This is a genomic window from Amycolatopsis sp. Hca4, assembly GCF_013364075.1.
Taxonomy (GTDB): domain Bacteria; phylum Actinomycetota; class Actinomycetes; order Mycobacteriales; family Pseudonocardiaceae; genus Amycolatopsis.
Genome location: NZ_CP054925.1, coordinates 7,767,486 through 7,792,741 on the forward strand (window position 1 = coordinate 7,767,486; position 25,256 = coordinate 7,792,741).

Consider the following 25,256-nt stretch of genomic DNA (forward strand, 5'->3'; position numbering starts at 1 on the left):
CTCTCGGGACAACACGTGAGGAGCAGGTCGGCATGAGCGCGAGCACCGAGACCGGCGTCGTCGAAGCGGTCGGCAAGGAACTGTTCATCGGCGGCAAGTGGGTGGCCGCCCAGGACGGGAAGACGTTCCCGGTGGTCGACCCGGCCACCGGCAAGGAGCTCTGCCACGTCGCCGACGCGTCGCCGTCGGACGGCGTCGCGGCACTGGACGCCGCGGTCGCCGCGCAGGCCGATTTCGCGAAGATGGCGCCCCGCGAACGCGGCGAGATCCTGCGTCGCGCCTACGAACTGCTGATGCAGCGCCAGGAAGAACTGGCGCTGCTGATGACCCTGGAGATGGGCAAGCCGCTCGCCGAGTCGAAGGGCGAGATCGCCTACGCCGCCGAGTTCTTCCGCTGGTTCGCCGAGGAAGCCGTCCGCATCGACGGCGGCTACGCGACCGCCCCGAACGGTGCCGGCCGGTTCCTCATCACCAAGCAGCCGGTCGGCCCGACGCTGCTGATCACGCCGTGGAACTTCCCGATGGCGATGGGGACGCGCAAGATCGGCCCGGCGATCGCCGCGGGCTGCACGTCGGTGATCAAGCCCGCCGCGCAGACGCCGCTGTCGATGCTCGCGCTGGCCGGCGTCCTCGCCGAGGCGGGCCTGCCCGAAGGCGTGCTGAACGTGGTCACGACCACCGACTCCGGCGGCGTGATGGAGCCGCTGATCCGCGACGGCCGCGCCCGCAAGCTGTCGTTCACCGGCTCGACCGGGGTCGGCCGCAAGCTGCTGGAGCAGTGCGCCGACAAGGTCCTGCGGACGTCGATGGAGCTGGGCGGCAACGCGCCCTTCCTGGTCTTCGAAGACGCGGACCTGGACGCCGCCATCGACGGCGCGATGCAGGCGAAGATGCGCAACATCGGCGAAGCGTGCACCGCGGCGAACCGGTTCTACGTGCAGCGCGGTGTCGTCGACGAGTTCGCGCGGCGGCTGACCGAGCGCATGCAGGCCCTGCCGATGGGCCGCGGCACCGAGAAGGACGTCGTGGTCGGCCCGCTGATCGACGAGAAGGCCGTCGAGAAGGTGACCGAGCTGGTCAAGGACGCCACCGACCGCGGTGCTCGCATCCTCACGGGTGGTTCGGAGGTCGACGGGCCGGGGCACTTCTACCCGGCCACCGTGCTCACCGACGTCCCGCAGGAGGCGCGGCTGACGCACGAGGAGATCTTCGGGCCGGTCGCCCCGATCACGCCGTTCGACACCGAGGAAGAGGCGGTGGCCAAGGCGAACGACACCGAGTTCGGGCTGGTTTCCTACGTCTTCACCAGCGACCTCAAGCGCGCGCTGCGGGTCTCGGAAGCGCTGGAGGCCGGGATGATCGGGCTCAACCAGGGGATCGTGTCGAACCCGGCGGCGCCGTTCGGCGGGATCAAGCAGTCCGGGCTCGGCCGTGAGGGCGGCTCGGTCGGCATCGACGAGTTCCTGGAGACCAAGTACATCGCGGTGGCCCTGTGACGGCGTACCGCATCGCGAGCATCCCGGGCGACGGGATCGGCGTGGACGTCACGGTCGAGGCCCGCAAAGTCCTCGGCCGTTCTTCCGAGCTGTTCGGGTTTTCGCTGGAGTGGACGGAGTTCGACTGGAGCTGCGAGCGGTACGCCAGGGTCGGCGCGATGATGCCGGAGGACGGGGTCGCGCAGCTCTCGGCGTTCGACGGGATCCTGCTCGGCGCGGTCGGCTTCCCCGGCGTCCCGGACCACGTTTCCCTGTGGGGCCTGCTGATCCCGCTGCGGCGCGCGTTCCAGCAGTACGTCAACCTGCGCCCGGTGCGGCTGCTGCCGGGTACGGCGTCGGTGCTGGCCGGGCGGAAGGCCGAGGAGCTGGAGCTGGTCATCGTCCGGGAGAACTCCGAGGGGGAGTACTCGGCGATCGGCGGCCGGCACAACGCCGGCCGTCCGGACGAATTCGTCCTGCAGGAGTCGGTTTTCACGCGGGTCGGCGTCACGCGGATCATCCGGTACGCGTTCGAACTGGCCCGGACGCGGTCCCTGCGCGTCTGCTCGGCGACGAAGTCGAACGGCCTGATCCACTCGATGCCGTTCTGGGACGAGATCTTCGCCGAGGTCGCGGCGGAGTTCCCGGACGTGCACAGTGAACAGATGCACGTCGATGCGCTGGCCGCGCGGATGGTGCAGGCGCCGGACCGGCTCGACGTCGTGGTGGCGTCGAACCTCTTCGGCGACATCCTGAGCGATCTCGCGGCCGCCATCACCGGCGGGCTGGGCATGGCGCCGTCCGGAAACATCAACCCATCAGGTGAACATCCGTCGATGTTCGAGGCGGTCCACGGGAGTGCTCCGGACATCGCCGGGCAGGGGATCGCCAACCCGGTGGCGCAGATCCTGGCGGCCGCGATGCTGGTCGAACACCTGGGTGAAACCGTTGCGGCACAAGCGATCCGAGCCGCGGTGGACCGGGTGCTCGACGAGGGCCGCGTGCGCACGCCCGACCTCGGCGGCACGGATACCACAGAACGGCTCGGCACGGCGGTGGCCGAAGCGCTGGGCTGAGTTTTTGTCGGTGCCCTCCGGCACGGTGGTTCCCGAGCCCACCGAGGGGGAGGAAGACACCGATGTGCTTCGAGTGCGAGAACCGGGACAGACCCGGGTACCTGGAACGGCTTCGCCGCGGCATCGCCGGCCGGGGCTGGCTGGTGCAGGGCGTGGAGGGAGCCGGGCCGTACCCGCCGTGGGCCTACACGATCGGCCTGAGCGGGTACGGCCGTCCGGAACTGGTCGTGACGGGCCTGCCGCTGCTCGCGGCCGGCACCCTGCTGAACGAGCTGGCCGCCCACGCCCTGCACGGCCCGCCCCCGTCGGCGGGTGACCACCTCCCGCTGGTCGACGGCCGGCTCATCGAGGTCGTCGAGCTCGCCGAGCCCTCGGCCCACCTGGTCTTCGCGGTGGCGCTGTACGGCCCGGAAATCCGCGCGCTGCAACTGGTCCACGCGGACGCCGAGGGCCGCTTCCCCTGGTCACCCGACTACCGCGACGGCCAGGCGGGCCAGCCGGTCCTGGGACCCCGCCATGCCCACTGACCCCGCGCTGCCCCTCCAGACACGCAAGATGCCCGCCCAATCACGCGAGTTCCGCCTTCAAACACGCGAGTTCCGCCTTCAAACACGCGAGTCTCGTCCCGGATCACGCGAATTCCGGCCCGGATCACGCGGGTTCCTTGGCCGGCAACGCGTGTCGTCCACCCAGGTACGCGTGTCGTCCGTCCAGGTACGCCAGTCGACCCTCCAGGTACGTTGGCCGACCCTGCAGGTACGCGTGTCGACTCTCCGAACACGCGAGTCGACCGCTCAATCACGCGTGCCGGCCCTTCGATCACGCGTTCCCCGGCACCGGTGGCGCTTGCCCGTCCCGCAGGCTCGTGCCCGGCGCGAGCCGCTGCACCGCGTCCTCCATGTGGGCTTCGAGCAGCGTCAGCGCCGTCTCCTCGTCGCCGTCGCGCAGGGCCTGGATCAGCTTCGTGTGCTCCTCCACGCGTTCCTCGACCCGCTGGTACGTGCTCTGCAGCGCCGTCAGGCACATCCGCGTCTCGATCAGCAGCGTCCGGGCCATCCGCACCAGCCGCTTGCTGCCCGAGGCGTTGATGAGCGCCTCGTGGAACTTCAGGTCCGCGGTGGACAACGCGGTGGGGTCGTCCTCGCTCGCCGCGGTCGCCATCTCGGCGACGGTCTGTTCGAGCACGTCCGCGATCCGGTCGCGGTCGCCGCCGCGCAGGGCGCGCACCATGGCGGCCCGCTCGATCGCCGATCTGGCCGCGTAGATGTCGTAGACGTCGCCCGGCTCGAGGTCGATCACGAACAGCCCGCGGTGCCGTTCGCTGCGCAGCAGTCCTTCGGACACCAGGTGCTGCATGGCTTCCCGGAGCGGCCCCCGTGACACCTGGAACCGCGCGGCCAGCTCGGTCTCGCCGAGCTGGGTGCCGGGCGGGAGCGCGCCCGTCATGATCGCGTCACGCAGCTGGCGCGCGATGACGGCGGCCGTCGACTCGCGGCTCACCGGTTCGATCTCGGGCAGCATGCCCGGTGGCAGGGCCATCTCAGGCGCTCCCGTCCGGCAGGTGCCGGAAGAGCGCGCCGAGCGAGCGGACGAGCCGGTGCTGGCCAGTCAGGCGCAGGCCCTCCCAGACCGTCACCTGGTTGGCGGTCAGCACGGGCTTGCCGAGCGCGGCCTCCACGGCGTTGATCTCGCCGAGCGTGCGCATGGCCGTGTCCGGCACGAGCACCGCCTCGGCGTCCGGGTGGTCGTGGCTCACGGCGAGCTCGATGACGGCCTCGGAGCTCATCGCGCCGACTTCGGCGGCCGTGATGATGTCCGCGCTGGCCATCGAGACGACCTCGATGCCGCCGGCCCGGAGGAAGTCGACGAACAGCCGGGCGATGTCGTCCGGGTAGCTCGCGGCGACGGCGACCCGCCGGACGCCCAGCGCACGCGCCGCGTGCACGAACGCGAAGGAGGTGCTGGAGGCCGGGACGCCGGCGACGGCGGCGAGGCGGTCGGCCTGGTCGCGGGCGCCGTCCCAGCCGTAGACGAAGCTGCCGCTGGTGCACGCCCAGATGACCGCGGCGGGCTCGTGCTTGGCGAGGAGGGCGGCGCCGTCGGCGAGGCGGGCTTCGCTGCCGAGGTCCAGCAGCTCGGCCACCGCGTGCTTGTCGGTGCCGTAGATGTGCTCGACCGCCAGCCGGATGTCGCCCTCGTCGACGGCCGTGCCGCCGAGCAGCTGCTCGGCCAGCGGGTAGTCGTCTTCGGCCGCGTGGTCGGGGTAGATGAAACCGATGGTGGTCACGGAACCTCCGGAGGGGACGCAAATTGTCGACAATCCTAGAGGGGAGGTCAAGGAAAACCCTTCACGACACGTCACGGAGCCACCTTCCGGGTCCGACGATGGGGAGGTGCATCCGGCGCAGGCACGCCCACATGGTCAGCTGGTTGGCGGTGAGCACCGGTTTGCCGAGCGCGGTTTCGAGCGGTTCGATCAGGTCGTAGGTGGGGAGGTTGGTGCAGCTGACGAAGATCGCTTCGGCGTCGCCGTGGTCGGCGGCGAGGATCCGCTCGGCGATGGTGCGGTAGCTGACCTTCCAGATGCCGCCGCCCAGGCCGAGGTGGTCGCTGGCCACCGTGGTCACGTCCAGCTCGGCGAGGAAGTCGTGCAAGGCGCGGGTCAGGTCGGCGTCGTACGGCGTGAGCACCGAGACGCGGTGGAGGCCGAGCTGGTGCAGCACTTCGGCGAGCGCGCCCGAGGTGGTGACGGCGTCCGGCGCGCCGGCGTCGCAGATCGCCTTGGTCAGCGAGCGCTCGTAGTCGACGCCGTTGACGAAGCTGCCCGACGTGCACAGGTAGGCGACGACCTCGGGCTCGACGTGCAGCACGTCCCGGGTGGCGCTGGCCAGGTGGTGGCTGTCGCTGACCAGGCGGGCCATCTCCATGCTGACCGGCACGGGCTCGTACGGCGTGCGGGCGAGGTGGAGGGACACCTCCATCGGCACCCAGCGCCAGAGCTCGCGCTCCAGCGCGAGGTCGAAGGGGGCGATGACACCGATGCCCCGCTGGGCCAGCGGGCCGTCGAACGCCAGGAAGTCGAAATCCAAGGCTCAGCCTCCGGAATACGTCTGTGCTTGACAGTCCGGTGCTCCGGGGGTCGTTCCTCGGATTGTTGACAATCATACGAGTGACTTTTACCGTGTCAACGTGATCGCCTCGGAACACCGGGAACGCCCCGTCCTGGCAGTGCTCTGCGGCGAGTCCCGCCCACCGGACATGCGTGCTGTCGAATCCGGGGCGGTCGTGCGTTACACGGACGCGGCGGGCCTCGCCGAAGCGCTGTCCGGAGCGGATGCCCTCTTCGTCTACGACTTCCTGTCGACGGCCGTGCCCCAAGCGTGGCACGCGGCCGACCGGCTGCGCTGGCTGCACATCGCCAGCGCGGGCGTCGACCCCGTGCTGTTCCCCGGGCTGCGCGAGAGCGACGTGGTCCTGACGAACTCGCGGGGTGTCTTCGACGACGCCATCGCGGAGTACGTGCTGGGCGTGGTCCTCGCGTTCGCGAAGGACTTCGCGCGCTCGCACGACCTGCAGCGCGAAGGCCGCTGGCAGCACCGCGAGACCGAGCGGATCGCCGGGCGCGAGGTGCTGGTCGTCGGCACCGGGCCGATCGGCCGGGCCATCGCGCGGCTGCTGCGCGCGGCCGGGATGCGGGTCAGCGGGGCCGGCCGCCGGGAACGCATCGGGGACCCGGACTTCGGCGTCGTGCACGAGTCCGCGCGGCTCACCGAGGTCCTGCCGCACGCGGACTACGTCGTCGCCGTCGCGCCGCTGACCGAGCACACGAAGGGCATGTTCGACGCGCGGGCGTTCGCCGCGATGAAGCCGTCGGCGCGGTTCGTCAACGTCGGCCGGGGCGAGCTCGTGGTGACCTCGGACCTGATAAAAGCGCTGGAAAGCAACGCCATCGCCGGCGCCGCGCTCGACGTCTTCGACACCGAGCCGCTGCCCGCCGAAAGCCCGCTGTGGACGCTGCCCGACGTGCTGATCTCGCCGCACATGTCCGGTGACTTCATCGGCTGGCGGGACACGCTGGTCGAGGTGTTCACCGAAAACTTCCGCCGCTGGCGCGCTGGGGAGCCGCTGCGCAATGTCGTCGACAAGACGCTCGGCTACGTGCCGTCGGGGAACCAGGGAGCCGGATGAACGACAGGATGCTGACCGCCAGCGAGCTCGCCGCCGCCTACGCGACCGGTGAGCTTTCGCCGGTCGAGGCGACGCAGAACGCGTTGCAGGCCATCGAAGCACGGGACGGCGAGTGCAACGCCTACTGCCTCGTCGACGCCGACCGCGCGCTGGAGCAGGCCAAGGCGTCCGAGGTCCGCTGGCGGGACGGCAACCCGATCGGCTGGCTCGACGGCGTGCCGTCGTCGATCAAGGACATGTTCCTCACCCAGGGCTGGCCGACCGTGCGGGGCTCGAAGAGCATCGACCCGGACCAGCCGTGGGACGTCGACAGCCCGGTCGCCGCGCGGATGCGCGAGGCCGGCCTGGTGCTGCTGGGCAAGACGACCACGCCGGAGATCGGCTGGAAGGGCGTCACCGACAGCCCGCTGTGCGGCATCACGCGCAACCCGGCCGACCCGGCGAAGACGGCGGGTGGGTCGAGCGGTGGCAGCGCCGCGGCCGTCGCGGCCGGGATGGGTGAGCTGTCGGTCGGCACCGACGGCGGTGGCTCGGTGCGGATCCCGGCGTCGTTCTGCGGGATCGTCGGGCTGAAGCCGACCCACGGCCGGATCCCGCTGTACCCGGCGAGCCCGTTCGGGCCGCTCTCGCACGCCGGCCCGATGGCGCGCTCGGTGGACGACACCGCACTGCTGCTGGACGTGCTTTCGCTGCCCGACCACCGTGACCCGGCCGCGCTGGCACCGCCGGTTGGCTCCTTCCGGGAGGCCGTCCGGCGGGACGTGCGCGGCCTGATCGCCGCGTTCTCCCCGACGCTCGGCTACGTCGACGTCGACCCGGAGGTGGCCGCGATCGTCGCCGAAGCGGTCCGGGCGCTGGGGGACGCCGGCCTGCACGTCGAGCAGACCGACCCCGGGTTCGCCGATCCGAAGCCGGCGTTCGACGTCCTGTGGTCGTCGGGGGCGGCGAAGCTGCTGGACTCCTTCCCGCCGGGCTCGGAGCAGCGGACCGACCCCGGCCTGCGCCGGGTCTGGGAGCTCGGCAAGAAGTGGACGGCGGGCGACTACCTCGACGCGACGGCCGAGCGGGCCGCGCTGGGCATCCGGATGGGCGAGTTCCACACGCGCTACGACGTGCTGATCACGCCGACCCTGCCGATCGCCGCGTTCGAGGCAGGCCACGACGTGCCGCCGGGCAGCGGGCTGAGCGAGTGGCCGGAGTGGACGCCGTTCACCTACCCCTTCAACATGACCCAGCAGCCGGCGATCAGCGTGCCGGCCGGGCGGACGTCGGCGGGGCTGCCGGTCGGCCTGCAGATCGTCGGGCCGCGGCACTCGGACGACCTCGTGCTGGCCGTGGCGAAGCTGCTGGAGGAAGTGCGGCCCTGGGCGCCCGCCTGAAGCACACGTGAGGGTGAAACCCGGACCGGCGTGGCGGAAGCTGTGCCACTGTCGGCCGGGTGAACGCTGAAGGCTGGCGGTACGAACGAGCCATCCCGACCGTCGACGTCACCGGGCAGCCGGCCCGGGTGGTCGTCGGCCTGGTCGAACAGGGCGGCAGGCTGGCCGCCGCGCTGCGGGTGGACGATGGCAAGGCCGCGCTGGTCCCGCTGGAGACCGGCGGTGAGCTGCTCAAGGCCCTGCGCGAGACGCTGGAGAGCTGGTGGCGCCTCGACGGGCACCGCGACCTGACGCCGCCGGAGCCCCGACCGTCAGCCGACGCCGAGCTCGCCTAGGCGGCGCCGCCCGGTTTCGGTGATGCGCAGCGCGCGGCCGCGTGGCCGTCGGCGGAGCCAGCCGGCGCCGAGGAGTGCCGTCAGCAGGGCGGTTCCCAGCGCCCCGGCGAGGTGGACGGTGCCGTGCGACCAGTCCAGGCACGCGCGAACCGCCGGCCCCGCGCCGGGCAGCTCGCCGATGCCCAGCGCCGCGAGCACCGGGTGGTCGAAGGTGCGCACCACGCTCGTCTCGCCCGGGGCCAGGTCGCCGACGACGCCGTCCTCGCGCAACACCACGGCCAGGTCGACGCCGAGTTGCCCGGCCAGGTGGCCGTAGCAAACGCGGGCGCGCAGCAGCGGCCCCGCCGGCGGGTCGGGCTGGAACCGGTCCGGCAGGCGGGGTGGGGCGAGTGCCGCCAGCGCCTCCACGAGCTGGGCCACCGCCGGGCCGGCGAGCCGGTGCAGCCGCTGCCGGCCCGCGTCCGTCACCTCGATGAGGTCCGCTTCGCCCAGTCGGCGCAGGTGGGAACTCGCGGTGGAGGGCGCGATCCCGGCGACCGCCGCCAGCGCCCGTGCGGTGTGCTCGCCGCCGTCCATCAGCTGCAGCAGCATCGCGGCCCGGGCCGGCTCGCCGATGGCTTGGGCGACCGTCGCGATGTCGGGCTCGCCGGGCATGGTGCGAGCGTAGCCGGGGAACAGTTCGCTCCGGATCGAACGGTTCCTGTGCCACCCTGCGGCCGTGATCGATCGCTACTTCGAGGACTACGTCCCCGGGGTCACCTACGACTGCGGGAGCGTCGAGGTGACCGACGCCGAAATCCTGGACTTCGCCCGGCGGTACGACCCGCAGGAATTCCACGTCGACGCGGCCGCGGCGGCGGACGGCCCGTTCGGCGGCCTGATCGCCAGCGGCTGGCACACCGCGAGCCTGATGATGCGGCTCTACGCGGAGCACTACCTGTCCGCGGCGTCCAGCCTGGGCAGTCCGGGCGTCGACGAGCTGCGCTGGCCGCGTCCGGTGCGGCCCGGCGCCGTGCTGCGGCTGCGAGCGACGGTGACCGAGGCGCGCCGCTCTCGCACGAAGCCCGACCGGGGTGTGGTGCGGACGCGGGTCGAGTTCGTCGACGGCGGTGACGACGTCGTGTTCAGCGCGAGCGTCCTGAACCTCATCCGGGTGCGCCCTGCCGGACCAGGCCGCGCACCTGCGGGTTGAGCAGCACGATCGCCGTGGCGCCGACGATCAGGGCCGCGCCGCCGAGGAGCGTGGCCGACCGGCCGGCGTGCTCGGCGAGCGGGCCCGCCGCGATCTGGCCGAGCGGCATCGCGACGAACGAGCCGAGCATGTCGTAGGAGTAGACGCGGGCGAGCCGGTCCGGCGGGATGTTCTCCTGCAGCGACACGTCCCAGGCGACGGCGAACTGCTCGATCGCGATCCCGGAAAGGAACATGGCGACCAGCAGCGGCAGCAGGTACGGCGTCTCGCCGAGCGCCAGCATCGGCAGGGCGTCGACCATGATGAAGGCGACGCCGATCGCGAGCATCCGCCGCGGCTGCCAACGGGCGGCGACGATGCCGCCGAGCAGCGCGCCGGCGGTCTGCACGGCCAGCGCGAGCCCCCAGCCGGTGCGGCCGAAGGTGTCGTCGGCGACCAGCGGGCCGACCACCAGCAGCGCGCCCGCGTTCACCGCGTTGACCACCATGAACTGCAGCACCACGAGCCACACCCAGGACCGGGCGCGGAACTCCCGCCAGCCTTCGGCGAGTTCGGCGAACGGCCGGCGCCGGCCCGGCCCCCGTTCGCCCTGCGGCAGCCGGATCCGGCGGTAGGCCAGCGCGGCGGCGAGGAACAGCAGGGCGTTGCCGCCGAGCGCCCAGCCGGAGCCGGCGAAGGCGACGAGCACGCCGGCGAGCGCGGCCCCGGCGATGCGGCCGACGTTCGACAGCAGCCGGACCAGCGCGTTCGCCGGAGCGAGCAGCGCGGCGGGCACGGTCAACGGCGTGAGCGAGGCGGCCGCGGGCAGGGAGATGGCCGAGACGGCGCCGTTGACCAGGCTGAGCCCGGCCAGCAGCGGAACGGACGCGAAACCGCCGAGGACACTCGCGGCGATGACGGCCTGCGTGAGGGCGGCGGCGGTTTCGGTGCCCTGCAGGATGACCGACCGCGGCAGCCGGTCGGCCAGCATCCCGCCGAAGAGCACGAGCAGCACGTTGGCCAGCGACCGCGCCCCGACGACGAGCCCGAGGTCCACGGCCGACCCGGTCAGGTCGACAACGGCGAAGGCGAGCGCGAAGGGCGCGACGGCGTTCCCGAAGTCGGCGAGGGTCCGGCCGGTGACCAGGGCGCGGAACCGGGTTTCCCGCAGGGGCGCGGTGAGCGAGGTGGGCATGGGAGCGGCTCCGGTGGGTTCGGGAGACGGGCGTGGCGGTTGGGTGCGGTCGCGGGGTGAGCCGGTCAGGTCCGGAGGCACTCACCCGTGCTCGTCCGCCGCCAGCTCGAACAGCGCCACGCTCGCGCTGACCCGCACGGTCCCCGGCGTCCGCGGCGGCCGGGCTGCCGCGTGCAGTTCCTCGCTCAACGCCGTCGCCTTCTTCAGCAAGCGCGCCCACAACTCCGGGTCCACCCACAGCTCCGCGTCCGTCAGCGACGCCGGGCGGCGGTCCGCTCGTGAATCCGCGCGGCGCAGGAGCTCGTTCGCGATCGCCTTCGTCAGGAGTTTCTCCTCGCCCGGCGCGCGGGTCGTCAGGCGCTGGCCCGACTCGGGCTGGTGGCGGTAGCGCTTGGCGCGGCCGCCGCGGATGTGGACCTCCTCCGCCACCTCCAGCAGGCCCGCGTCGTGCAGGCGGCGGATGTGGTAGCTGACGTTCGCCTGCGTTTCGCCGAGCTCTCGGGCCGCCTCCGCCGCGCTCAACGCCGTGCCGGTCAGCAACGACAGGATGCGCAGGCGCAGCGGGTGGGCCAGGACTCGGAGGTGGTCGTGGGGCATGGACCCAGTCAACCACAACTGTCAAAGAGTTATTTGGGGGTCAGAGCGAGAAGCGTGTGCCGTCTCCCGGGAGCGACGCGCCGGCGGCCAGCACGGCGGCGTGCTCGGGTGACGCCGGGTCGAGCACCGGGTTCGTGTTGTTCAGGTGCGTGTACGCCCAGCGCCGCCCCGCCACCCGGGGCAGGCTCGCCGTGATCGGCAGGTGGCCCATCGCGAGCTGGTCCGGTCCGCCGACGCCGGCCATCTCGTCCGGCGCGTGGAACGTCCCGTCCAGCAACACGAGCGAGGCGTCCGCCACGAACTCGTCGAACCCCGGCGGCCAGCTCCGCAGGCACGGCGCGTACACCAGCACCCCGCCCGTCGCCGGGTCCGAGATGCGGTAGGCGACCACCCAGGGCCCGCCGGAGCCGGAAGCGTACTTCGGCCGCTTGTCGCTCACCGGCAGCGCCTCGACCCGCAGCCCCGGAATGTCCACATCGGACGAATACGTCCAGCCGCCGTAGCCGTCCAGCACCGCGAAGAACGGCGTCAGCGCCGACAACACGGCCGGCGGCGCCCACACCGGGAGCCCGCCCGACTCGCGCAGCATCAGCAGGCCCAGCGAATGATCGAGCTCGGCGTCCGTCAGCAGCACCCCGCGCAGCGGGATCTCGCGCGGCCCCGGCCCGGCCCGCAGCTCCGGTGTGGCGAGGAGCTGGGCCCGGATGTCCGGCGAGCAGTTCAGCAGGTACCAGCCGTCGCCGTCCGCGCTGATCGCCACGCAGTCCTGCGTGCGCGGCGGCAGGTCCGCGGTGCACAGGCGGCACGCGCAGTTCCACTGTGGACACCCGCCGCCCGCCGCGGTGCCGAGCAGGATCACCTTCACCGGCGCATGACCAGGTCGGCGACCGGCGGGCGTGAAAGGACCAGGTCGACCACGCCACGCTCCGGCGACCGCGAGCACACCGGGTCCGTGGCCGCGGCGTCGCCGGTGAGCAGGAACGCCTGGCAGCGGCAGCCGCCGAAGTCGAGCCCGCGGCGGTCGCACGTGCGGCACGGCTCGCTCATCCACTCCTCGCCGCGGTAGGCGTTGAACGACGACGACCGGTACCAGATTTCGGCCAGTGGCGTGTCCCGGACCGAAGACAGCGAAAGCGTCGAGATCGCCGACGCCGCCGGGCAGGGCAGCACCGTCCCGTCCGGCGCCACGGTCAGCTGCCGCGCGCCCCAGCCGTACATGCACGGCTTCGGGTACGGCTCGTGGTAGTCCGCGACGACGTAGACGATCTCCATCGTCCCCCGCAGCCGTGCCACCGCCGCGCGCACCACCGGCTCGGCGGCCGCCAGCTGGCCTGCCGTCGGCATCAGCGCGTCCCGGTTGCGCAACGCCCAGCCGTAGTACTGCGTGTTCGCCAGCTCCAGCCGGTCCGCGCCCATCCGCTCGGCCAGCTCGATGATCCCGGCCAGCTGGTCGTGGTTCTGCCGGTGCAGCACGACGTTCAGCGACAGCGGCAGCCCGGCCTCCTTCACCAGGGAAGCCGCGGCGAGCTTCCGGTCGTGGGCCTTCGCCCCGGCCAGCAGGTCGGCCCGCTCCCGGGTCGCGCCCTGCGCCGACAGCTGGACGTGGGCCAGCCCCCGCGAAACGAGGTCGTCGAGCCGCGAAGCCGTCAGGCCGAGGCCCGAAGTGACCAGGTTGACGTAGCAGCCGAGCCGATGAGCGTGCTCGACCAGTGCGGGCAGGTCCGGCCGCAGCAACGGCTCGCCGCCGGACATGTGCACCTGCAGCACACCCAGTTCCCGCGCCTGCGACAGCACCGACAACCAGTCCTCTGTGGACAGCTCGGCGGCGCGGGCGGTCAGCTCCACCGGGTTCGAGCAGTACGGGCAGTGCAGCGGACAGCGGTGGGTCAGCTCGGCCAGCAGGCCGAGCGGCGGGCTCACGTCCATGCGACGACCCGCCGTTCGCCCAGCCGGGCCAGCACGGAAAGGACGTCTTCGGCGACCACACCGGAGTAGCGCCGGGAAAGCGCCGTCGTGATGTCGGTGACGGACCGGGCGCCGTCGCAGAGCTCCAGGACCGCGGCCGCGGTGGCGTTCGGCACCAGGACGCCCTCGGGGAACAGCAGCACGTGCGTCTCCCGGACGTGGTCGAAGGACAGCCGCACGCCGCGGCGCAGCTGCGGGACGGACTCGGCGGTGATCACGCGGCCGCCCGTTCGATCGCGTCCAGCATCGACCACAGCACGTCGCACTTGAACGCCAGCGCGGCGATCGCGCGGTCCTGCTGTTCACGCGTGACGCAGTGGCGGACCACGATGTCGAGGGTGTCCTTGCCCTCGCCGGAGACCTTGTCGATGCGGTTGGTGAAGTAGGCGAGGTCCGCCGGGGCGATCCACGAGTAGTGCGCGAGCATGTCCGCCACCCGCTGCTGCATCAGGTGCCCAGCGAACATCTCGGTCAGTCCCGACGCGACGGCCTCCCACCACGGTTTCGTCCGCGCGAAGCTCACGTAGGCGTCGACGGCGAACCGGACACCGGGAACGACGTGCCGCTCGTCGAGCACCTCGTCGCGGTCGAGGCCGACCGCCGTGCAGAGGCGCAGCCAGCGTTCGGTCCCGCCGGTGCCGGCGCTCTCGCCGTCGTGGTAGACGATCCGGTCGAGCCACTGGCGGCGGATCTCCGGCACCGGGCAGTTGCTGATGATCGCCGCGTCCTTCTGCGGCAGCACGCACTGGTAGTACCAGCGGTTCGCCGCCCAGATCCGCAGCGCGCGCTCGTCGAGCTCGCCCGCGTGCAGCCGGCGGTGGAACGGGTGCGTTCCCCAGTACCGGCCGGAAAGACCGCGCAGGGCCTCGATGAATGCGCTTTCCGGGAGTGGCCCGACCGGCATCCGTCAGTCCGCCATGCGGGCCGCGTAGGCGGTGACCTCCATCGGGGTTTCGTACTCGACGAAGTCCGGGGTCGTCCATTCCTCGGTCATGGCCTGCTCCTCTTCTCCGGGGCTGATCGTCGCCACCCTAGGAGCCGGAAGAGCCGCCTGACCAGGATTGTCGCCGCGCTTTCGGAAAGTTTCCTTCCGATGGGGGAGCAAGCGTGCCGATGAGCGGGCTACCTTACCGCAGCTTCGAGTTCCACCAGTGCCGTGTCGAGGTGTGTCAGGATCCGCTGCAGGTGCGGGACGCTCCGGCGGCAGCCGGTGACGCCGAAATCGAGGTTGTCGCCGTTGCTCGTCAGCGTGATGTTCACGGCTTGGCCGTCGAGCAGCACCGAAGCCGGGTAGATGCCGTCGAGCTGGGCGCCGTTCCAGTACATCTGCTTGCGCGGGCCGGGGACGTTCGAGATCACCAGGTTGAACGGCGGCCGCGTGTTCTTGACGACGCCCGGGATCGGCGAGACGCCGAGCTGGGCGACGTTCACCGCCGAGAGCAGCAGCGTCTGCAACGGCGTCAGCTCCGAGAACAGCCGCTTGCCGTTGCGCATCGACTGGTGGATCGTGACGAGCCGCTTGCCCGCGTCCGGCAGGTCGGTGGCCAGGTTGCACAGCAGCGCGCCGATGTTGTTGCCCGCCGCCTCGCCGGGATCGTTCTGGCGGCGCAGCGAAACCGGCACCATCGCGATCAGCGGCGCGTCCGGCAGCGCGCGCTGCTCGATGAGGTAGTCCCGCAGCGCGCCCGAGCACATCGCGAGCACGACGTCGTTGCGCGACACACCGGCCGCGGTCGCCACCTGCCGGACGCGGTCCAGGGACCACGACTGCGCCGCGAACCGGCGCGCGCCGCCGATCGGCACGTTGAGCATCGTCTTCGGCGCCTGGCCCGGCAGGGTGATGGTGTGCTCGCCGAACGCCTCCCGCGCGACCTTCATCGCGGCCGGCGCCAGGCTCGCCAGCTGGTTGGCCGTCTTCCGGGCCGTCCCGAGCAGCGACCGCGGGCGCTTCTCGCGCTCTTCGCCGGGCTTGCGCCGGGTGCCCCACCACGGCGGGCAGTCCAGGTCGGCCGGGTCGTCCGACAGCGTGCCCTGCAGCTGGCGCAGGGCCGAGACGCCGTCCATCAGCGCGTGGTGGACCTTGGTGTAGACGGCGAACCGGCCGTCGGCCAGCCCTTCGATCAGGTGGGTTTCCCAGAGCGGGCGGTGCCGGTCGAGCAGGGTGCTGTGCCAGCGGCCGGTCAGCTCCAGCAGCTCGCGGATGCGCCCCGGCTGCGGCAGCGCCGAGTGCCGGAAGTGGTAGTCGAGCTCGAGGTCGGCGTCGGTCGACCAGGCGACGTGCCCGACGGTGTTGACCGGCCGGCCGGGGCGGCGCCGGAACACCGTGCGCATGTTGTCCGATTCGAGCAGGCTCTTGCGGACGTCACGGAGGTAGTCGTCGCCGGCACCGTCGGGTTTCTTGAACAGCTGCAGACCGCCCACGTGCATCGGATGCTCGCGCGTTTCGACGAGGAGGAACATCGAATCGGTCACGGGCATCATCGCCATGGGACATCACCTCTCGAGCTCGGCACGCCGACTCTACGCGCTCGGTGGCCGTCGGTGGATCACGTTCTACATTGGCGAGTATGACCGGCCGCGGCGCAGGGGAAACGTCATTGCCACCGATGGCCGAGTGCGTCGTGATCGGCGGTGGTGTCATCGGCGTCAGCTGCGCGTTCCGGCTGGCCGAGGCCGGCGTCGACGTCCTGCTGCTCGAGCGCGGCGGCCTCGGCGAAGGTTCGACGGCGAAGGCGGCGGGCGGCATCCGGTCGTCGTTCACCAGCCGCGTCAACGTCGAGCTCGGCCTGCGCGGGCTGGCCGGGTACAGCGCTTTCTTCCGCGACTTCGGCACCGAGATCGACTTCCGCCGCGACGGCTACCTCTACCTCGTCACCGACCCGGCCGACGTGCCCGCCTTCGAACGCTGCGCCGAGCTCCAGCGGGAGTACGGCGTCCGCAGCCACCTGCTCGACCCGGCCGAAGTGAACAAGGTGCTCCCGCTGGTGGCGACCGACGGGGTCGTGGCCGCGCTCTGGTCGCCGGACGACGCCAAGGCGACGCCGGACGCGGTCGTCCAGGGCTACGCGAAAGCGGCCCGCGCGCTCGGCGCGAAGCTGCGCACCGGTGTCGAGGTCACCGGGATCGAGCGCGACGGCGATGCGCTGACCGGCGTCGTGACGACGGCGGGGTTCGTCCGGACCGGCGCGATCGTGTGCGCGGCGGGCGCGTGGTCGGGCCGGATCGGCGAGCTGGCCGGGCTGGACCTGCCGGTGCGCCCGTACCGGCGGCAGGTCGTGTTCACCGGGCCGGTGCCCGGGCTGCCGGAAGCGGTTCCGCTCACCATCGAGATGCCGTCGGCCTTCTACTTCCACCGCGAAGGGCCGGGCCTGGCGATGTCGTTCTCCGAAGACGAAGGCTTCCCGGGCTTCGACACGCGGTACGAGCCGGGCGAGTGGCTGCCGCGGCTGGCCGAGCTGGCGGGGCGCCGGCTCCCCGCCGTGCTCGACACCGGTATCCGGACCGCGTGGGCCGGGCTGTACGAAATGACGCCGGACCGCAACCAGATCATCGGGGAAAGCGTCCTGCTGTCGCGGTTCATCTACGCGACCGGCTTCTCGGGCCACGGCTTCCAGATGGGCCCGGCCACCGGCGAGCTGGTCCGTGACCTCTACCTGGGCCGACGGCCGGCGGTGGACATCACCGAGCTCGACGTCCGGCGGTTCGCCGGAGGCGCCACGAGTGCGGAACACAACATCGTCTAGGGGCCGATTGCCAGATCGTTGAACGATCTGGCAGTATCCGGCCCGTGGCTGTGAGTGGTGCTCGGGAGCTGGTGGACGCGCTGGAAGCGCTCGGAACGGAGATCGTCTTCGGCCTCCCGGGGGTGCACAACCTGCCACTGTGGGAGGCACTCGGTGAAACCCGCATCAAGCTCGTCGGCGTCCGCCACGAACAGACCGCGGGGTACGCCGCCGACGGCTACGCCCGCGCCACCGGCAAGCTCGGCGTCGCGCTGGTCACCACCGGCCCGGGCGCGGCGAACACGCTCGGTGCGGTCGGCGAGGCCATGGCGTCCGCGGCCCCGGTGCTGGTCATCGCCACCGACATCCCCTCGACGCTGCGGCGGCCCGGCGTCGTCCGCGGCGTGCTGCACGAGACGTCCGACCAGCAGGCGATGTTCGCCCCGGTGACCAAGGGCGGCTTCACCGTGCGCGCGCCCGACCAGATCGGCACCACCGTGCACCGCGCCGCCCGGCTCGCGCAGCTGCCGCAGAGCGGCCCGGTCTACCTCGGCGTGCCCACCGACTACCTGCGCGAACAGGTGCCGCACCGGCGTCCGCCCGCGCCGCACCGCAAGCCCGACGTCGACGTCCCCGACCTCGCGCGCGCCGAGGCGATGCTGTCCGACGCGAACCACCCGCTGATCTGGGCCGGCGGCGGCGCGTTGCGCTCGGGCGCGGGTGAGGCGATCGGGGCGCTCGCCGAGAAGCTCGCCGCGCCGGTGATCACCACGTTCGCCGCCCGCGGGCTGCTCCCGCTCGACCACCCGTGCCTGGCGCCGAACCCGGTGCACACGCCGGAGGTCGGCGAGCTGTGGGACGAGGCCGACGTCGTGCTGGCCATCGGCACCGACTTCGACGGCCTGATGACGCAGAACTGGCGGATGCCGAAGCCGCCGAAGCTGATCGCGGTCAACGTCGACGCCGACGACGCCGCCAAGAACTACCAGCCTGACCTGACGCTGGTCGGGGACGCGCGCTCGATCGTCGAGCGGCTGCTGCCGAAGCAGCGGGACGGGCTCGACGACATCACGCTGCGGCTGGCCGGCATCGGCCGCCGCGTGCGCCAGCGGATCCGCGACGAGGAACCGCAGGCCTACGACTTCCTGTCCACTTTGGACGAGGTGCTGCCGACGGACGCGGTGCTGGTCTCGGACATGTGCGTGGCCGGCTACTGGGTCGGCGGCTTCCACCGGGTGCGGGCGCCGCGCAAGCTCGCCTACCCGATGGGCTGGGGCACCCTCGGCTACGGCTTCCCGGCCTCGCTCGGCGCGGCCGCCGCCGGCACCGGGCGCGCCATCTGCATCACCGGTGACGGCGGGTTCCTCTACAACTGCGGCGACCTGGCCACGCTCGCCCAGGAGCAGCTGCCGGTCACCGTCGTCCTGGTCGACGACGGCGGCTACGGGATGCTCCGCTACGACCAGGACCGCGAGGGCCTGCCGCACCGCGGCGTCGACTGGGACAGCCCGGACTTCGTCGGACTGGCCCGGTCGTTCGGGGTGCACGCCGATCGCGTCTCCGGCTTCGGGCGGGCGTTCCGGCGGCTGCTCGGCGAGTTCGTCGAGTCCGACGAGCCGAACGTGCTGGTGGTGAAGGCCAAGCTGAAGCCGCCGCTGAACACCTCGCCGCGGTGGTACCGGACATGAGGATCGGCGTCGACATCGGCGGCACCTTCACCGATCTCTGCGCGGTGGACGAGACCGGGATCGTCGCCGTCGGCAAGGTCCTGACCACGCACGACGAGCCGGCCCGTGCGGTCGAGGAGGGCTTGGCGGCCCTGCTGCCGGACCTCTCGGCCGTCGAACAGGTCGTGCACGGGACGACGCTGGTCACGAACGCGCTCATCGAACGGAAGGGCTCGCGGACGGCGCTGCTGGCCACCGCGGGCTTCCGCGACGTCCTGGAGATGCGCCGCGAGCACCGGTACGAGCTCTACGACCTGCAGCTGGAGCTGCCCGCGCCGCTCGTCCCGCGGCACCTGCGGTTCGACGTCCCGGAGCGGATCCTCGCCGACGGGTCCGTCCACACCGGACTCGACGAGTCCTTCGCCGCCCGGCTCGGCCGGGAGCTGGCGGCGCGCGGGATCGAGGCCGTCGCGGTCTGCTTCCTGCACGCCTTCACCAATCCCGCGCACGAGCGCCGGGTGGGCGAGATCCTCGCCGAGGTCGCGCCCTCGCTCCGGGTGGCGCTGTCCTCGGACGTGGTCCCCGAAATCCGCGAATTCGAGCGGACGTCGACGACGGTGGCCAACGTCTACGTCCAGGACCTCACCGAACGCTACCTGCGCGACCTCGAACAGCGGCTGCACCGGCTGGGGATCACCCGCGCACCGCACATCATGCTGTCCAACGGCGGTCTGGCCACAGTGGACACCGCGGCCCGGCACCCGATCCGCATCCTCGAGTCCGGCCCGGCCGGTGGCGCGCTGGCGGCCGCGGAGCTGGGCCCGCCGGACCTGCTGGCCTTCGACATGGGCGGCACCACGGCGAAGCTGTGCCTGATCGCCGGCGGCGCACCGCTGGTGACGCACCAGTTCGAAGTGGACCGCAAGTACCGCCTGCTGCCGGGTTCCGGGCTGCCGGTGCAGGTGCCGGTCACGGACATGATCGAGATCGGCGTCGGCGGCGGTTCGATCGCCCGGATCGACGCGCTCGGCCTGCTGACCGTCGGACCCGACTCGGCCGGGTCCGAGCCCGGCCCGGTCTGTTACGCGCGCGGCGGCACCGAGCCCACGGTGACCGACGCCGACCTGGTGCTCGGCTACCTCGACCCGGGCTACTTCCTCGGCGGCGAGATGCGCCTGGACGCCGAGGCCGCGAAGGCGGCGATCGCCGGGAAGATCGCCGCGCCGCTGGGCGTGAGCGTCGAAGAAGCCGCGTGGGGCATCCACACGAGCGTCAACGAGGACATGGCCAACGCCGCCCGCGTGCACGCCGTCGAGCGCGGGCACGACCCGGCGAAGCTGCCGATGTACACCTTCGGCGGGGCGGGTCCGGTGCACGGCGTCGGCGTCGCGCGAGCACTCGGGGCGCCTTCGGTCGTCGCGCCGCCCGCCGCCGGGGTGCTGAGCGCGGCCGGGTTCCTCACCGCGCCGCTGGCGTTCGACTTCGTGCGCTCAGCTCGCTCGGCCGTGCACGACCTCACCTGGGAACAGGTCAACGCGCTGTTCGCCGAGATGGAGGCCGAGGGCGAAGCGCTGCTGGCGAAGTCCGGAGTGGACGAGGTGACGCACCGGCGCATCGCCGAGATGCGCTACGCCGGGCAGGGCTACGAGATCCGTGTTCCGGTCCACGACGGACCCTGGCCGGGAACGTTGATCGACGAGTTCACCCGCACCTACCGCGCGCTCTATCAGCGCAGTGGGCCCGAGGTCGGTGTCGAGGTGCTGAACTGGCGGGTCGTCTCGAGCGGGCCGAAACCGGCGGTGACACTGCGGTTGACCTCGGCTTCTTCCGGGGAGCCGCGCAAGGGCACCCGTCGTGCCTGGTTCCCGTCGACTGGTGGATTTGTCGACACGGCTGTGTTCGACCGGTACCGGCTCGAGCCCGGGGCGCGAGTCGACGGACCGGCCATCGTGGAGGAACGCGAGTCCACTGTGGTCGTCCCGCCGGGCGCGTCCTGCGTGGTCCGGGCCGACGGCTCGCTGGAGGTGACGGTGTGAGTGTCGACCCGATCCTGGCCGGGCTGTTCGGCAACCGCCTGCACTCGATCCTCGCCGAGCAGCAGAACGCGCTGGTCAACACGGCCTTCTCCGCGGTCGTGCGCGAGTCGCTCGACCTCGCCTGCGCGGTGTTCGACTCGCGCGGGGAGATGATCGGCCAGTCCGTCGGCGGCACGCCGGGGCACATCAACGCGATGGCGACCGGCATGCACCACTTCGTCGCGGCGTACCCGCCGGAGACGCTCGAACCCGGGGACGTGCTGCTCACCAACGACCCCTGGCAGACCGCGGGCCAGATCAACGACATCACGGTGGCGACCCCGGTGTTCCGCGGCGGCCGGCTGGTCGCGTGGTTCGCGTCCTGCTGCCACGCGCCGGACATCGGCGGGCGGCTGGTCTCCGCCGAAGCCCACGAGGTCTTCGAAGAGGGCCTGCGCCTGCCGATCCTGAAGTTCCTCCGCGCGGGCGAGGTCAACACCGACCTGGAGCGGCTGATCCGGGCGAACGTCCGGACGCCGGAAGAGACCATCGGCGACCTGTACGCGCAGGTCACCGGCAACGAGGTCGGCGCGGCAAGCCTGCTGCGGCTGCTGGACGAACTCGGCCTCGACAGCCTCGACGACGTCGCCGCCGAGATCATGGACCGCTCGGAGCGGGCGTTGCGCGACGCGCTGCGGAAGCTGCCCGACGGCACGTACACCAACGAGATCGCCACCGACGGCTTCGAGGACGAAGAGATCGTCCTGCGCGTTGCAGCCACTGTGGACGGTGACGAGATCCACCTCGACTTCGCGGGTTCCTCACCGCAGAGCCGCCGGGGGATCAACGTCGTGCTGAACTACACCCGGGCGTACGCCTCGTTCGCGGTCAAGGCGGCGATCTCGCCGGAGGTGCCGCACAACGCCGGGTCCTTCCGGCCGGTGCACGTCACCGCGCCCGAGGGCTCGGTGCTGAACTGCCTGCCGCCGGCCCCGGTCGCCTCCCGGCACCTGATCGGCCACTTCCTGCCGTCTCTGCTGATCGGCGCGCTGCCGGGCACGGCGATCGCGCCGAGCGCGGACGCGCTGTGGATGACCATCTGGCGCGGGCCCGGGTTCATGCTCAACGTCTTCCAGACCGGTGGCACCGGCGCGCGGCCCGGCAAGGACGGCCTGTCCACCACGGGGTTCCCGAGCGGCCTGCGCTCGACGCCGACCGAGGTCATCGAGACGATGGCGCCGCTGGTCCAGCACACGCGCGAGCTGCGCGTCGACTCCGGCGGCGCGGGCCGGTTCCGCGGCGGACTCGGACAGGTGACCACGATGGGCGCACCCGGCGTGCCTTCGTGGAGCGTCAACGGCAATGTCGACCGGGTGCGCGCCGCCGCGTCCGGCGTGGACGGCGGCAGGCCCGGCGCGCCGGGCCGGTTCGGCCTCCACGGCGGGCCGGACCTGCCCGCCAAGAGCCGGGTGACGCCGCCCGCGGAGTCCGTCGTGGACGTCACGCTGCCGGGCGGCGGCGGGTACGGGCCGCCGCACGAGCGGCCGGTGGCGGCGGTGTTCACCGACGTCGTCGAGGGCTACGTCTCGGTGGCGGCGGCACGCGAGGTGTACGGCGTCGAAGTGCGGTACCTCGGGGACGCGGACGCGCTCGTCCGGCTCCCCGAGGACTACGCGGTGGACGAAGAGCAGACAGCACGACTGAGAGCAGGGCAGTGAGCATGGGTCGGTTGGCCGGCAAGGTTGCGGTGGTCTTCGGCGGCGCGCGGGGCATCGGCCTCGCCACCGTGAAGGAGTTCCTCGCCGAGGGTGCGACGGTCTTCGCTTCCGACATCCGCGAGCCCGCGGAGGCGGTCGACGGCTACCGTCACTCCATAGTGGACGCCACCGACGAGGCCGCGGTGGCCGCGTTCGTCGACGGTGTCATCGCCGAGGCCGGCCGGATCGACGTGCTGTTCAACAACGTCGGCATCCACCTCGGGAAGTCCCTCGTGGACACCACGCTGGCGGAGTTCGACCACATCTTCGCGCTCAACGTGCGGGCCGCCTTCCTCGGCACCCGCGCGGTGCTGCCGCACATGATCGCGCAGAAGGCGGGCAGCATCGTCACGACGTCGTCCAACGGCGGCGTGATGGGCCGCCCCGGCGACCCGGTGTACAACGCCACCAAGCACGCGCTGGTCGGGCTGACGAAGTCGATCGCCGTCGCGCACGCGCACCAGGGCATCCGGGCCAACACGGTCAACCCGGGCGCGATCGACACCGACATGCTGCGCAGCACGCTCAACTCGCCGGAGGAGTTCGAGACCAAGCAGCACCAGCTGGTCGCGAGCACGCCCGCCGCGCGCGTCGGCGAGGCGTGGGAGGTCGCGAAGGCCGTGGTCTTCCTGGCCAGTGACGAGTCGAGGTTCGTCAACGGCGTAGTGCTGCCGATCGACGGCGCGAAGGCCGCGGGGGCGATGCCGGGCAACCGGTACAGCCTCGATTTCGAGCTCGGCGTCAGGTAGCGCCGTGACCGTCGATGCCTCGGGGCTGGAGAGCGCGCGGCACCTGCTCGAGCGCAGCGGCACGGCCGAGCGGGTCGCCGCGATCCTGCGCCAGTACATCACCGACGGCGTCTTCGCCCCCGGCGAACGGCTGTCCGAACCGGCGATCAGCGCGGCGCTCGGCGTCTCGCGCAACACGCTGCGCGAATCGTTCCAGCTGCTGGCCCACGAGCGGCTGGCCGTGCACGAGCTGAACCGCGGCGTGTTCGTGCGCGAGCTGACCACTGAGGACATCGAGGACCTCTACGTCGTCCGCCGCACCACCGAGTGCGGTGCCCTGCGGCGCGCGGCCGAGCTGTCCACTGTGGATCTTTCGCCGGTGGAGCGGGCGCTGGCGGACGGCCGGGAGGCGGCCGAAGCCGAGGACTGGCCGTCGGTCGGCACCGCCAGCATCCACTTCCACCAGGCGCTCGCCGACCTGGCGGGCAGCGAGCGCCTCTCCGCGACGATGCGCCAGGTGCTCGCCGAGACGCGGCTGTTCTTCGTGCTCAACGAGAACACGCGCGCGTTCTACGAGCCGTTCCTCGACTGTCACGAGCAGATCCTGCGCGACCTGCGCCGCGGCCGGTTCGACGCGGCGGAGGCCGCGCTGGACCGCTACCTGCGTGACGCCGAGGTCCGGCTGCTCGAGCTCAGTGCACCGGGAACACGACGGTCAGGCGGTACGGCCGGCGGATCGTGACGGGGTGGTAGCGCCCGACGGCGTCGGCGACCCAGCTCTGGTGGGCGATGGTGCCGAAGAGGGAACACGTGCGGTAGCCGGCGGCCGGACCATCGGCGCGCGCCGGGGTGGCCGGTACCGAGGCGAGCAGCACGGCGGCCACGGCGGCGGTGGTCGTCGCACGTCGGAAGCTCACCACCCCACTCAACCCCGCGGGAACCGCCGACCGGAAAGGATTCGAATCGGTTCAAATCGACCGTTCCGCCTGCTACCTTCGCTTGGGTGTTCAAGCTGCGGGTCGATGCCGAGACGGTGGCCAGGACACGGTTTTCCCCGTCACTGGCGGCGGAGTCCCTCGCTTGGCTGAAGCTCGCCGCCGACGCGGGCAGGCACCCGGTGTTCGGCGATCCCGGCCCGCTCGCCCGCGGTGCGCTCGCCCACCCCGACGTCGCCCTGCTCCTGGACCTGCTGCCGCGCCCCGGCGAGGTCTACACGCCGGACCTGCTCACCCCGCAGCCGGGCACGGCCACCCGGCCGCGTGAGCTGCTCGACGAGCAGATCGCGCGGATCGAGGCGACCACGCAGGACGAGGTCGAGACCCAGGTGCTCGCCCACACGCAGGTCCACTGGACCAGGCCCGTGCCGGTGACCGCCCGCCGCAGCGTCGAGTCGGGGTCGATGCCCCGGCGGCTGGCCAACGGCCTCGCCCGGTTCTGGCGCGACGCGCTCGCCGAGGACTGGGCCGGCCTGCAGACGGTCCTCGACCGGGACATCACCCACCGCGCGCAGTACATCGCCCGCCACGGCGTCGGCGGGGTGCTCGACAGCCTGCACCCGTCCATCGGCTGGGCCGGTGACGCGATCACGGTCGTCAAGCCGTTCGACGGCGAGGCCGATGTCTCCGGCCGGGAGCTGGTCCTGGCCCCCGGCGTGCTCAGCTGGCCGGTCATCAGCATCCAGATCGACATCCCCGGCCAGGTCGTCCTCTGCTACCCGGCCCAGGGCGTCGGCACCGGCGCCGGCCACCGGCCGGGCCGGATCGCACCGGTCGTCGGCGCGGCCCGGGCGGCGCTGCTGGCCGACCTCTCGTCCGCGCGGTCGACCTCGGAGCTGGCCGCGCGGACCGGGTACAGCGCGGGCACGGTGTCGTACCACCTGAGCGCGTTGCACCGGGCGGGCCTGGTCAGCAAGGTCCGGGACGGCCGGTACGTGCTCTACCGGCGGACCGCACAGGCCGTCGTGCTCCTCGAGTCCGGGTAGAAAGG

Annotated in this window: 27 protein-coding genes; 14 read left to right on the forward strand and 13 right to left on the reverse strand. The window is 72.1% G+C overall.

Annotated elements, in window-relative coordinates; all coding sequences use genetic code 11:
• Window positions 1-32: 32 nt before the first annotated feature.
• The 3 genes from HUT10_RS35180 (at window position 33) to HUT10_RS35190 (ending at window position 3,078) form a co-directional block, all read left to right on the forward strand.
• Complete coding sequence (locus HUT10_RS35180) at window positions 33-1,496, forward strand: NAD-dependent succinate-semialdehyde dehydrogenase (RefSeq protein WP_176175123.1); 1,464 nt, start codon at window positions 33-35, stop codon at window positions 1,494-1,496.
• A complete protein-coding gene (locus HUT10_RS35185) occupies window positions 1,493-2,551 on the forward strand; it encodes a tartrate dehydrogenase (protein WP_176175124.1) in 1,059 nt (352 codons plus the stop codon). The genes HUT10_RS35180 and HUT10_RS35185 overlap by 4 nt, the downstream gene beginning before the upstream one ends.
• 62 nt (window positions 2,552-2,613) lie before the next feature.
• Window positions 2,614-3,078, forward strand: a complete 465-nt coding sequence (locus HUT10_RS35190) for a DUF4262 domain-containing protein (protein WP_176175125.1) — start codon at window positions 2,614-2,616, stop codon at window positions 3,076-3,078.
• A 292-nt stretch (window positions 3,079-3,370) separates the two neighbouring features.
• Here HUT10_RS35190 and HUT10_RS35195 read toward each other — a convergent pair whose 3' ends face one another.
• The 3 genes from HUT10_RS35195 to HUT10_RS35205 all read right to left on the reverse strand — a co-directional run bounded on the left by HUT10_RS35195 (window position 3,371) and on the right by HUT10_RS35205 (window position 5,640).
• Window positions 3,371-4,090: a GntR family transcriptional regulator gene (locus HUT10_RS35195; protein WP_176175126.1), complete on the reverse strand. Its 720-nt coding sequence runs from the start codon at window positions 4,088-4,090 to the stop codon at window positions 3,371-3,373.
• A 1-nt stretch (window position 4,091) separates the two neighbouring features.
• The gene (locus tag HUT10_RS35200) at window positions 4,092-4,838 is read right to left on the reverse strand and encodes a maleate cis-trans isomerase (RefSeq protein WP_176175127.1); all 747 of its coding nucleotides are present in this window, start codon (window positions 4,836-4,838) and stop codon (window positions 4,092-4,094) included.
• 61 nt (window positions 4,839-4,899) lie between these two features.
• Window positions 4,900-5,640: an Asp/Glu/hydantoin racemase gene (locus HUT10_RS35205; RefSeq protein ID WP_176175128.1), complete on the reverse strand. Its 741-nt coding sequence runs from the start codon at window positions 5,638-5,640 to the stop codon at window positions 4,900-4,902.
• 100 nt (window positions 5,641-5,740) lie between these two features.
• On the opposite strand from HUT10_RS35205, the gene HUT10_RS35210 reads away from it, so the two are divergent.
• Genes HUT10_RS35210 through HUT10_RS35220 form a run of 3 tightly spaced genes read left to right on the forward strand, consistent with a single transcriptional unit; the run spans window position 5,741 to window position 8,453 of the window.
• Window positions 5,741-6,739, forward strand: a complete 999-nt coding sequence (locus tag HUT10_RS35210) for a D-2-hydroxyacid dehydrogenase (protein ID WP_176175129.1) — start codon at window positions 5,741-5,743, stop codon at window positions 6,737-6,739.
• Complete coding sequence (locus tag HUT10_RS35215; RefSeq protein WP_176175130.1) at window positions 6,736-8,118, forward strand: amidase; 1,383 nt, start codon at window positions 6,736-6,738, stop codon at window positions 8,116-8,118. The genes HUT10_RS35210 and HUT10_RS35215 overlap by 4 nt, the downstream gene beginning before the upstream one ends.
• Before the next feature lie 59 nt (window positions 8,119-8,177).
• Window positions 8,178-8,453: a hypothetical protein gene (locus HUT10_RS35220; RefSeq protein WP_176175131.1), complete on the forward strand. Its 276-nt coding sequence runs from the start codon at window positions 8,178-8,180 to the stop codon at window positions 8,451-8,453.
• Here the strand turns inward: HUT10_RS35220 and HUT10_RS35225 are convergent.
• Entirely contained in the window at window positions 8,430-9,107 is a 678-nt protein-coding gene (locus tag HUT10_RS35225) for a helix-turn-helix transcriptional regulator (RefSeq protein ID WP_176175132.1), read from the reverse strand. The two genes, HUT10_RS35220 and HUT10_RS35225, sit on opposite strands and share 24 nt — an antisense overlap.
• 64 nt (window positions 9,108-9,171) lie before the next feature.
• Here HUT10_RS35225 and HUT10_RS35230 point away from each other — a divergent pair, with 64 nt between their 5' ends.
• Entirely contained in the window at window positions 9,172-9,645 is a 474-nt protein-coding gene (locus tag HUT10_RS35230) for a MaoC family dehydratase (RefSeq protein ID WP_176175133.1), read from the forward strand.
• On the opposite strand, the gene HUT10_RS35235 is transcribed toward HUT10_RS35230, so the two are convergent.
• The 8 genes from HUT10_RS35235 to HUT10_RS35270 all read right to left on the reverse strand — a co-directional run bounded on the left by HUT10_RS35235 (window position 9,599) and on the right by HUT10_RS35270 (window position 15,868).
• On the reverse strand, window positions 9,599-10,819 hold the full coding sequence (locus HUT10_RS35235) for an MFS transporter (protein WP_176175134.1): 1,221 nt from the start codon (window positions 10,817-10,819) through the stop codon (window positions 9,599-9,601). The two genes, HUT10_RS35230 and HUT10_RS35235, sit on opposite strands and share 47 nt — an antisense overlap.
• Window positions 10,820-10,900: 81 nt before the next feature.
• The gene (locus HUT10_RS35240) at window positions 10,901-11,416 is read right to left on the reverse strand and encodes a transcriptional regulator (protein ID WP_176175135.1); all 516 of its coding nucleotides are present in this window, start codon (window positions 11,414-11,416) and stop codon (window positions 10,901-10,903) included.
• Between the two features lie 40 nt (window positions 11,417-11,456).
• Complete coding sequence (pqqB, locus tag HUT10_RS35245) at window positions 11,457-12,281, reverse strand: pyrroloquinoline quinone biosynthesis protein PqqB (RefSeq protein WP_176175136.1); 825 nt, start codon at window positions 12,279-12,281, stop codon at window positions 11,457-11,459.
• Window positions 12,278-13,342, reverse strand: coding sequence for a pyrroloquinoline quinone biosynthesis protein PqqE (gene pqqE / locus HUT10_RS35250; protein WP_176175137.1), 1,065 nt, complete (start codon window positions 13,340-13,342; stop codon window positions 12,278-12,280). Before pqqE ends, pqqB begins: the two co-directional genes overlap by 4 nt.
• Window positions 13,333-13,599 carry a pyrroloquinoline quinone biosynthesis peptide chaperone PqqD gene (pqqD, locus tag HUT10_RS35255; protein WP_176175138.1) on the reverse strand — a complete coding sequence of 89 codons (267 nt, stop codon included), beginning with the start codon at window positions 13,597-13,599 and terminating at the stop codon, window positions 13,333-13,335. Before pqqD ends, pqqE begins: the two co-directional genes overlap by 10 nt.
• Window positions 13,596-14,285, reverse strand: a complete 690-nt coding sequence (gene pqqC / locus HUT10_RS35260; protein WP_176175139.1) for a pyrroloquinoline-quinone synthase PqqC — start codon at window positions 14,283-14,285, stop codon at window positions 13,596-13,598. Before pqqC ends, pqqD begins: the two co-directional genes overlap by 4 nt.
• Before the next feature lie 3 nt (window positions 14,286-14,288).
• The gene (gene pqqA / locus HUT10_RS35265; RefSeq protein WP_043776987.1) at window positions 14,289-14,375 is read right to left on the reverse strand and encodes a pyrroloquinoline quinone precursor peptide PqqA; all 87 of its coding nucleotides are present in this window, start codon (window positions 14,373-14,375) and stop codon (window positions 14,289-14,291) included.
• A 128-nt stretch (window positions 14,376-14,503) separates the two neighbouring features.
• Window positions 14,504-15,868, reverse strand: a complete 1,365-nt coding sequence (locus HUT10_RS35270; protein ID WP_176175140.1) for a wax ester/triacylglycerol synthase family O-acyltransferase — start codon at window positions 15,866-15,868, stop codon at window positions 14,504-14,506.
• An 80-nt stretch (window positions 15,869-15,948) separates the two neighbouring features.
• On the opposite strand from HUT10_RS35270, the gene HUT10_RS35275 reads away from it, so the two are divergent.
• Genes HUT10_RS35275 through HUT10_RS35300 form a run of 6 tightly spaced genes read left to right on the forward strand, consistent with a single transcriptional unit; the run spans window position 15,949 to window position 24,012 of the window.
• Window positions 15,949-17,124, forward strand: coding sequence for an FAD-binding oxidoreductase (locus tag HUT10_RS35275; protein WP_254897158.1), 1,176 nt, complete (start codon window positions 15,949-15,951; stop codon window positions 17,122-17,124).
• Between the two features lie 44 nt (window positions 17,125-17,168).
• Window positions 17,169-18,791 (forward strand): thiamine pyrophosphate-binding protein, encoded by a 1,623-nt coding sequence (locus HUT10_RS35280; protein WP_303246998.1) that lies wholly within the window; start codon window positions 17,169-17,171, stop codon window positions 18,789-18,791.
• Window positions 18,788-20,806 carry a hydantoinase/oxoprolinase family protein gene (locus HUT10_RS35285; RefSeq protein WP_176175141.1) on the forward strand — a complete coding sequence of 673 codons (2,019 nt, stop codon included), beginning with the start codon at window positions 18,788-18,790 and terminating at the stop codon, window positions 20,804-20,806. The genes HUT10_RS35280 and HUT10_RS35285 overlap by 4 nt, the downstream gene beginning before the upstream one ends.
• Complete coding sequence (locus tag HUT10_RS35290) at window positions 20,803-22,503, forward strand: hydantoinase B/oxoprolinase family protein (protein ID WP_176175142.1); 1,701 nt, start codon at window positions 20,803-20,805, stop codon at window positions 22,501-22,503. Before HUT10_RS35285 ends, HUT10_RS35290 begins: the two co-directional genes overlap by 4 nt.
• 2 nt (window positions 22,504-22,505) lie before the next feature.
• Window positions 22,506-23,291: an SDR family NAD(P)-dependent oxidoreductase gene (locus HUT10_RS35295; protein ID WP_176175143.1), complete on the forward strand. Its 786-nt coding sequence runs from the start codon at window positions 22,506-22,508 to the stop codon at window positions 23,289-23,291.
• A 4-nt stretch (window positions 23,292-23,295) separates the two neighbouring features.
• Window positions 23,296-24,012, forward strand: coding sequence for a GntR family transcriptional regulator (locus HUT10_RS35300; protein ID WP_176175144.1), 717 nt, complete (start codon window positions 23,296-23,298; stop codon window positions 24,010-24,012).
• Here HUT10_RS35300 and HUT10_RS35305 read toward each other — a convergent pair.
• Entirely contained in the window at window positions 23,963-24,187 is a 225-nt protein-coding gene (locus HUT10_RS35305; RefSeq protein ID WP_254897159.1) for a hypothetical protein, read from the reverse strand. The genes HUT10_RS35300 and HUT10_RS35305 overlap by 50 nt on opposite strands.
• A gap of 86 nt (window positions 24,188-24,273) precedes the next feature.
• Between HUT10_RS35305 and HUT10_RS35310 the strand changes: the two genes are divergently transcribed.
• Complete coding sequence (locus HUT10_RS35310; protein WP_176175145.1) at window positions 24,274-25,251, forward strand: DUF5937 family protein; 978 nt, start codon at window positions 24,274-24,276, stop codon at window positions 25,249-25,251.
• The last annotated feature ends 5 nt before the right edge of the window (window positions 25,252-25,256 follow it).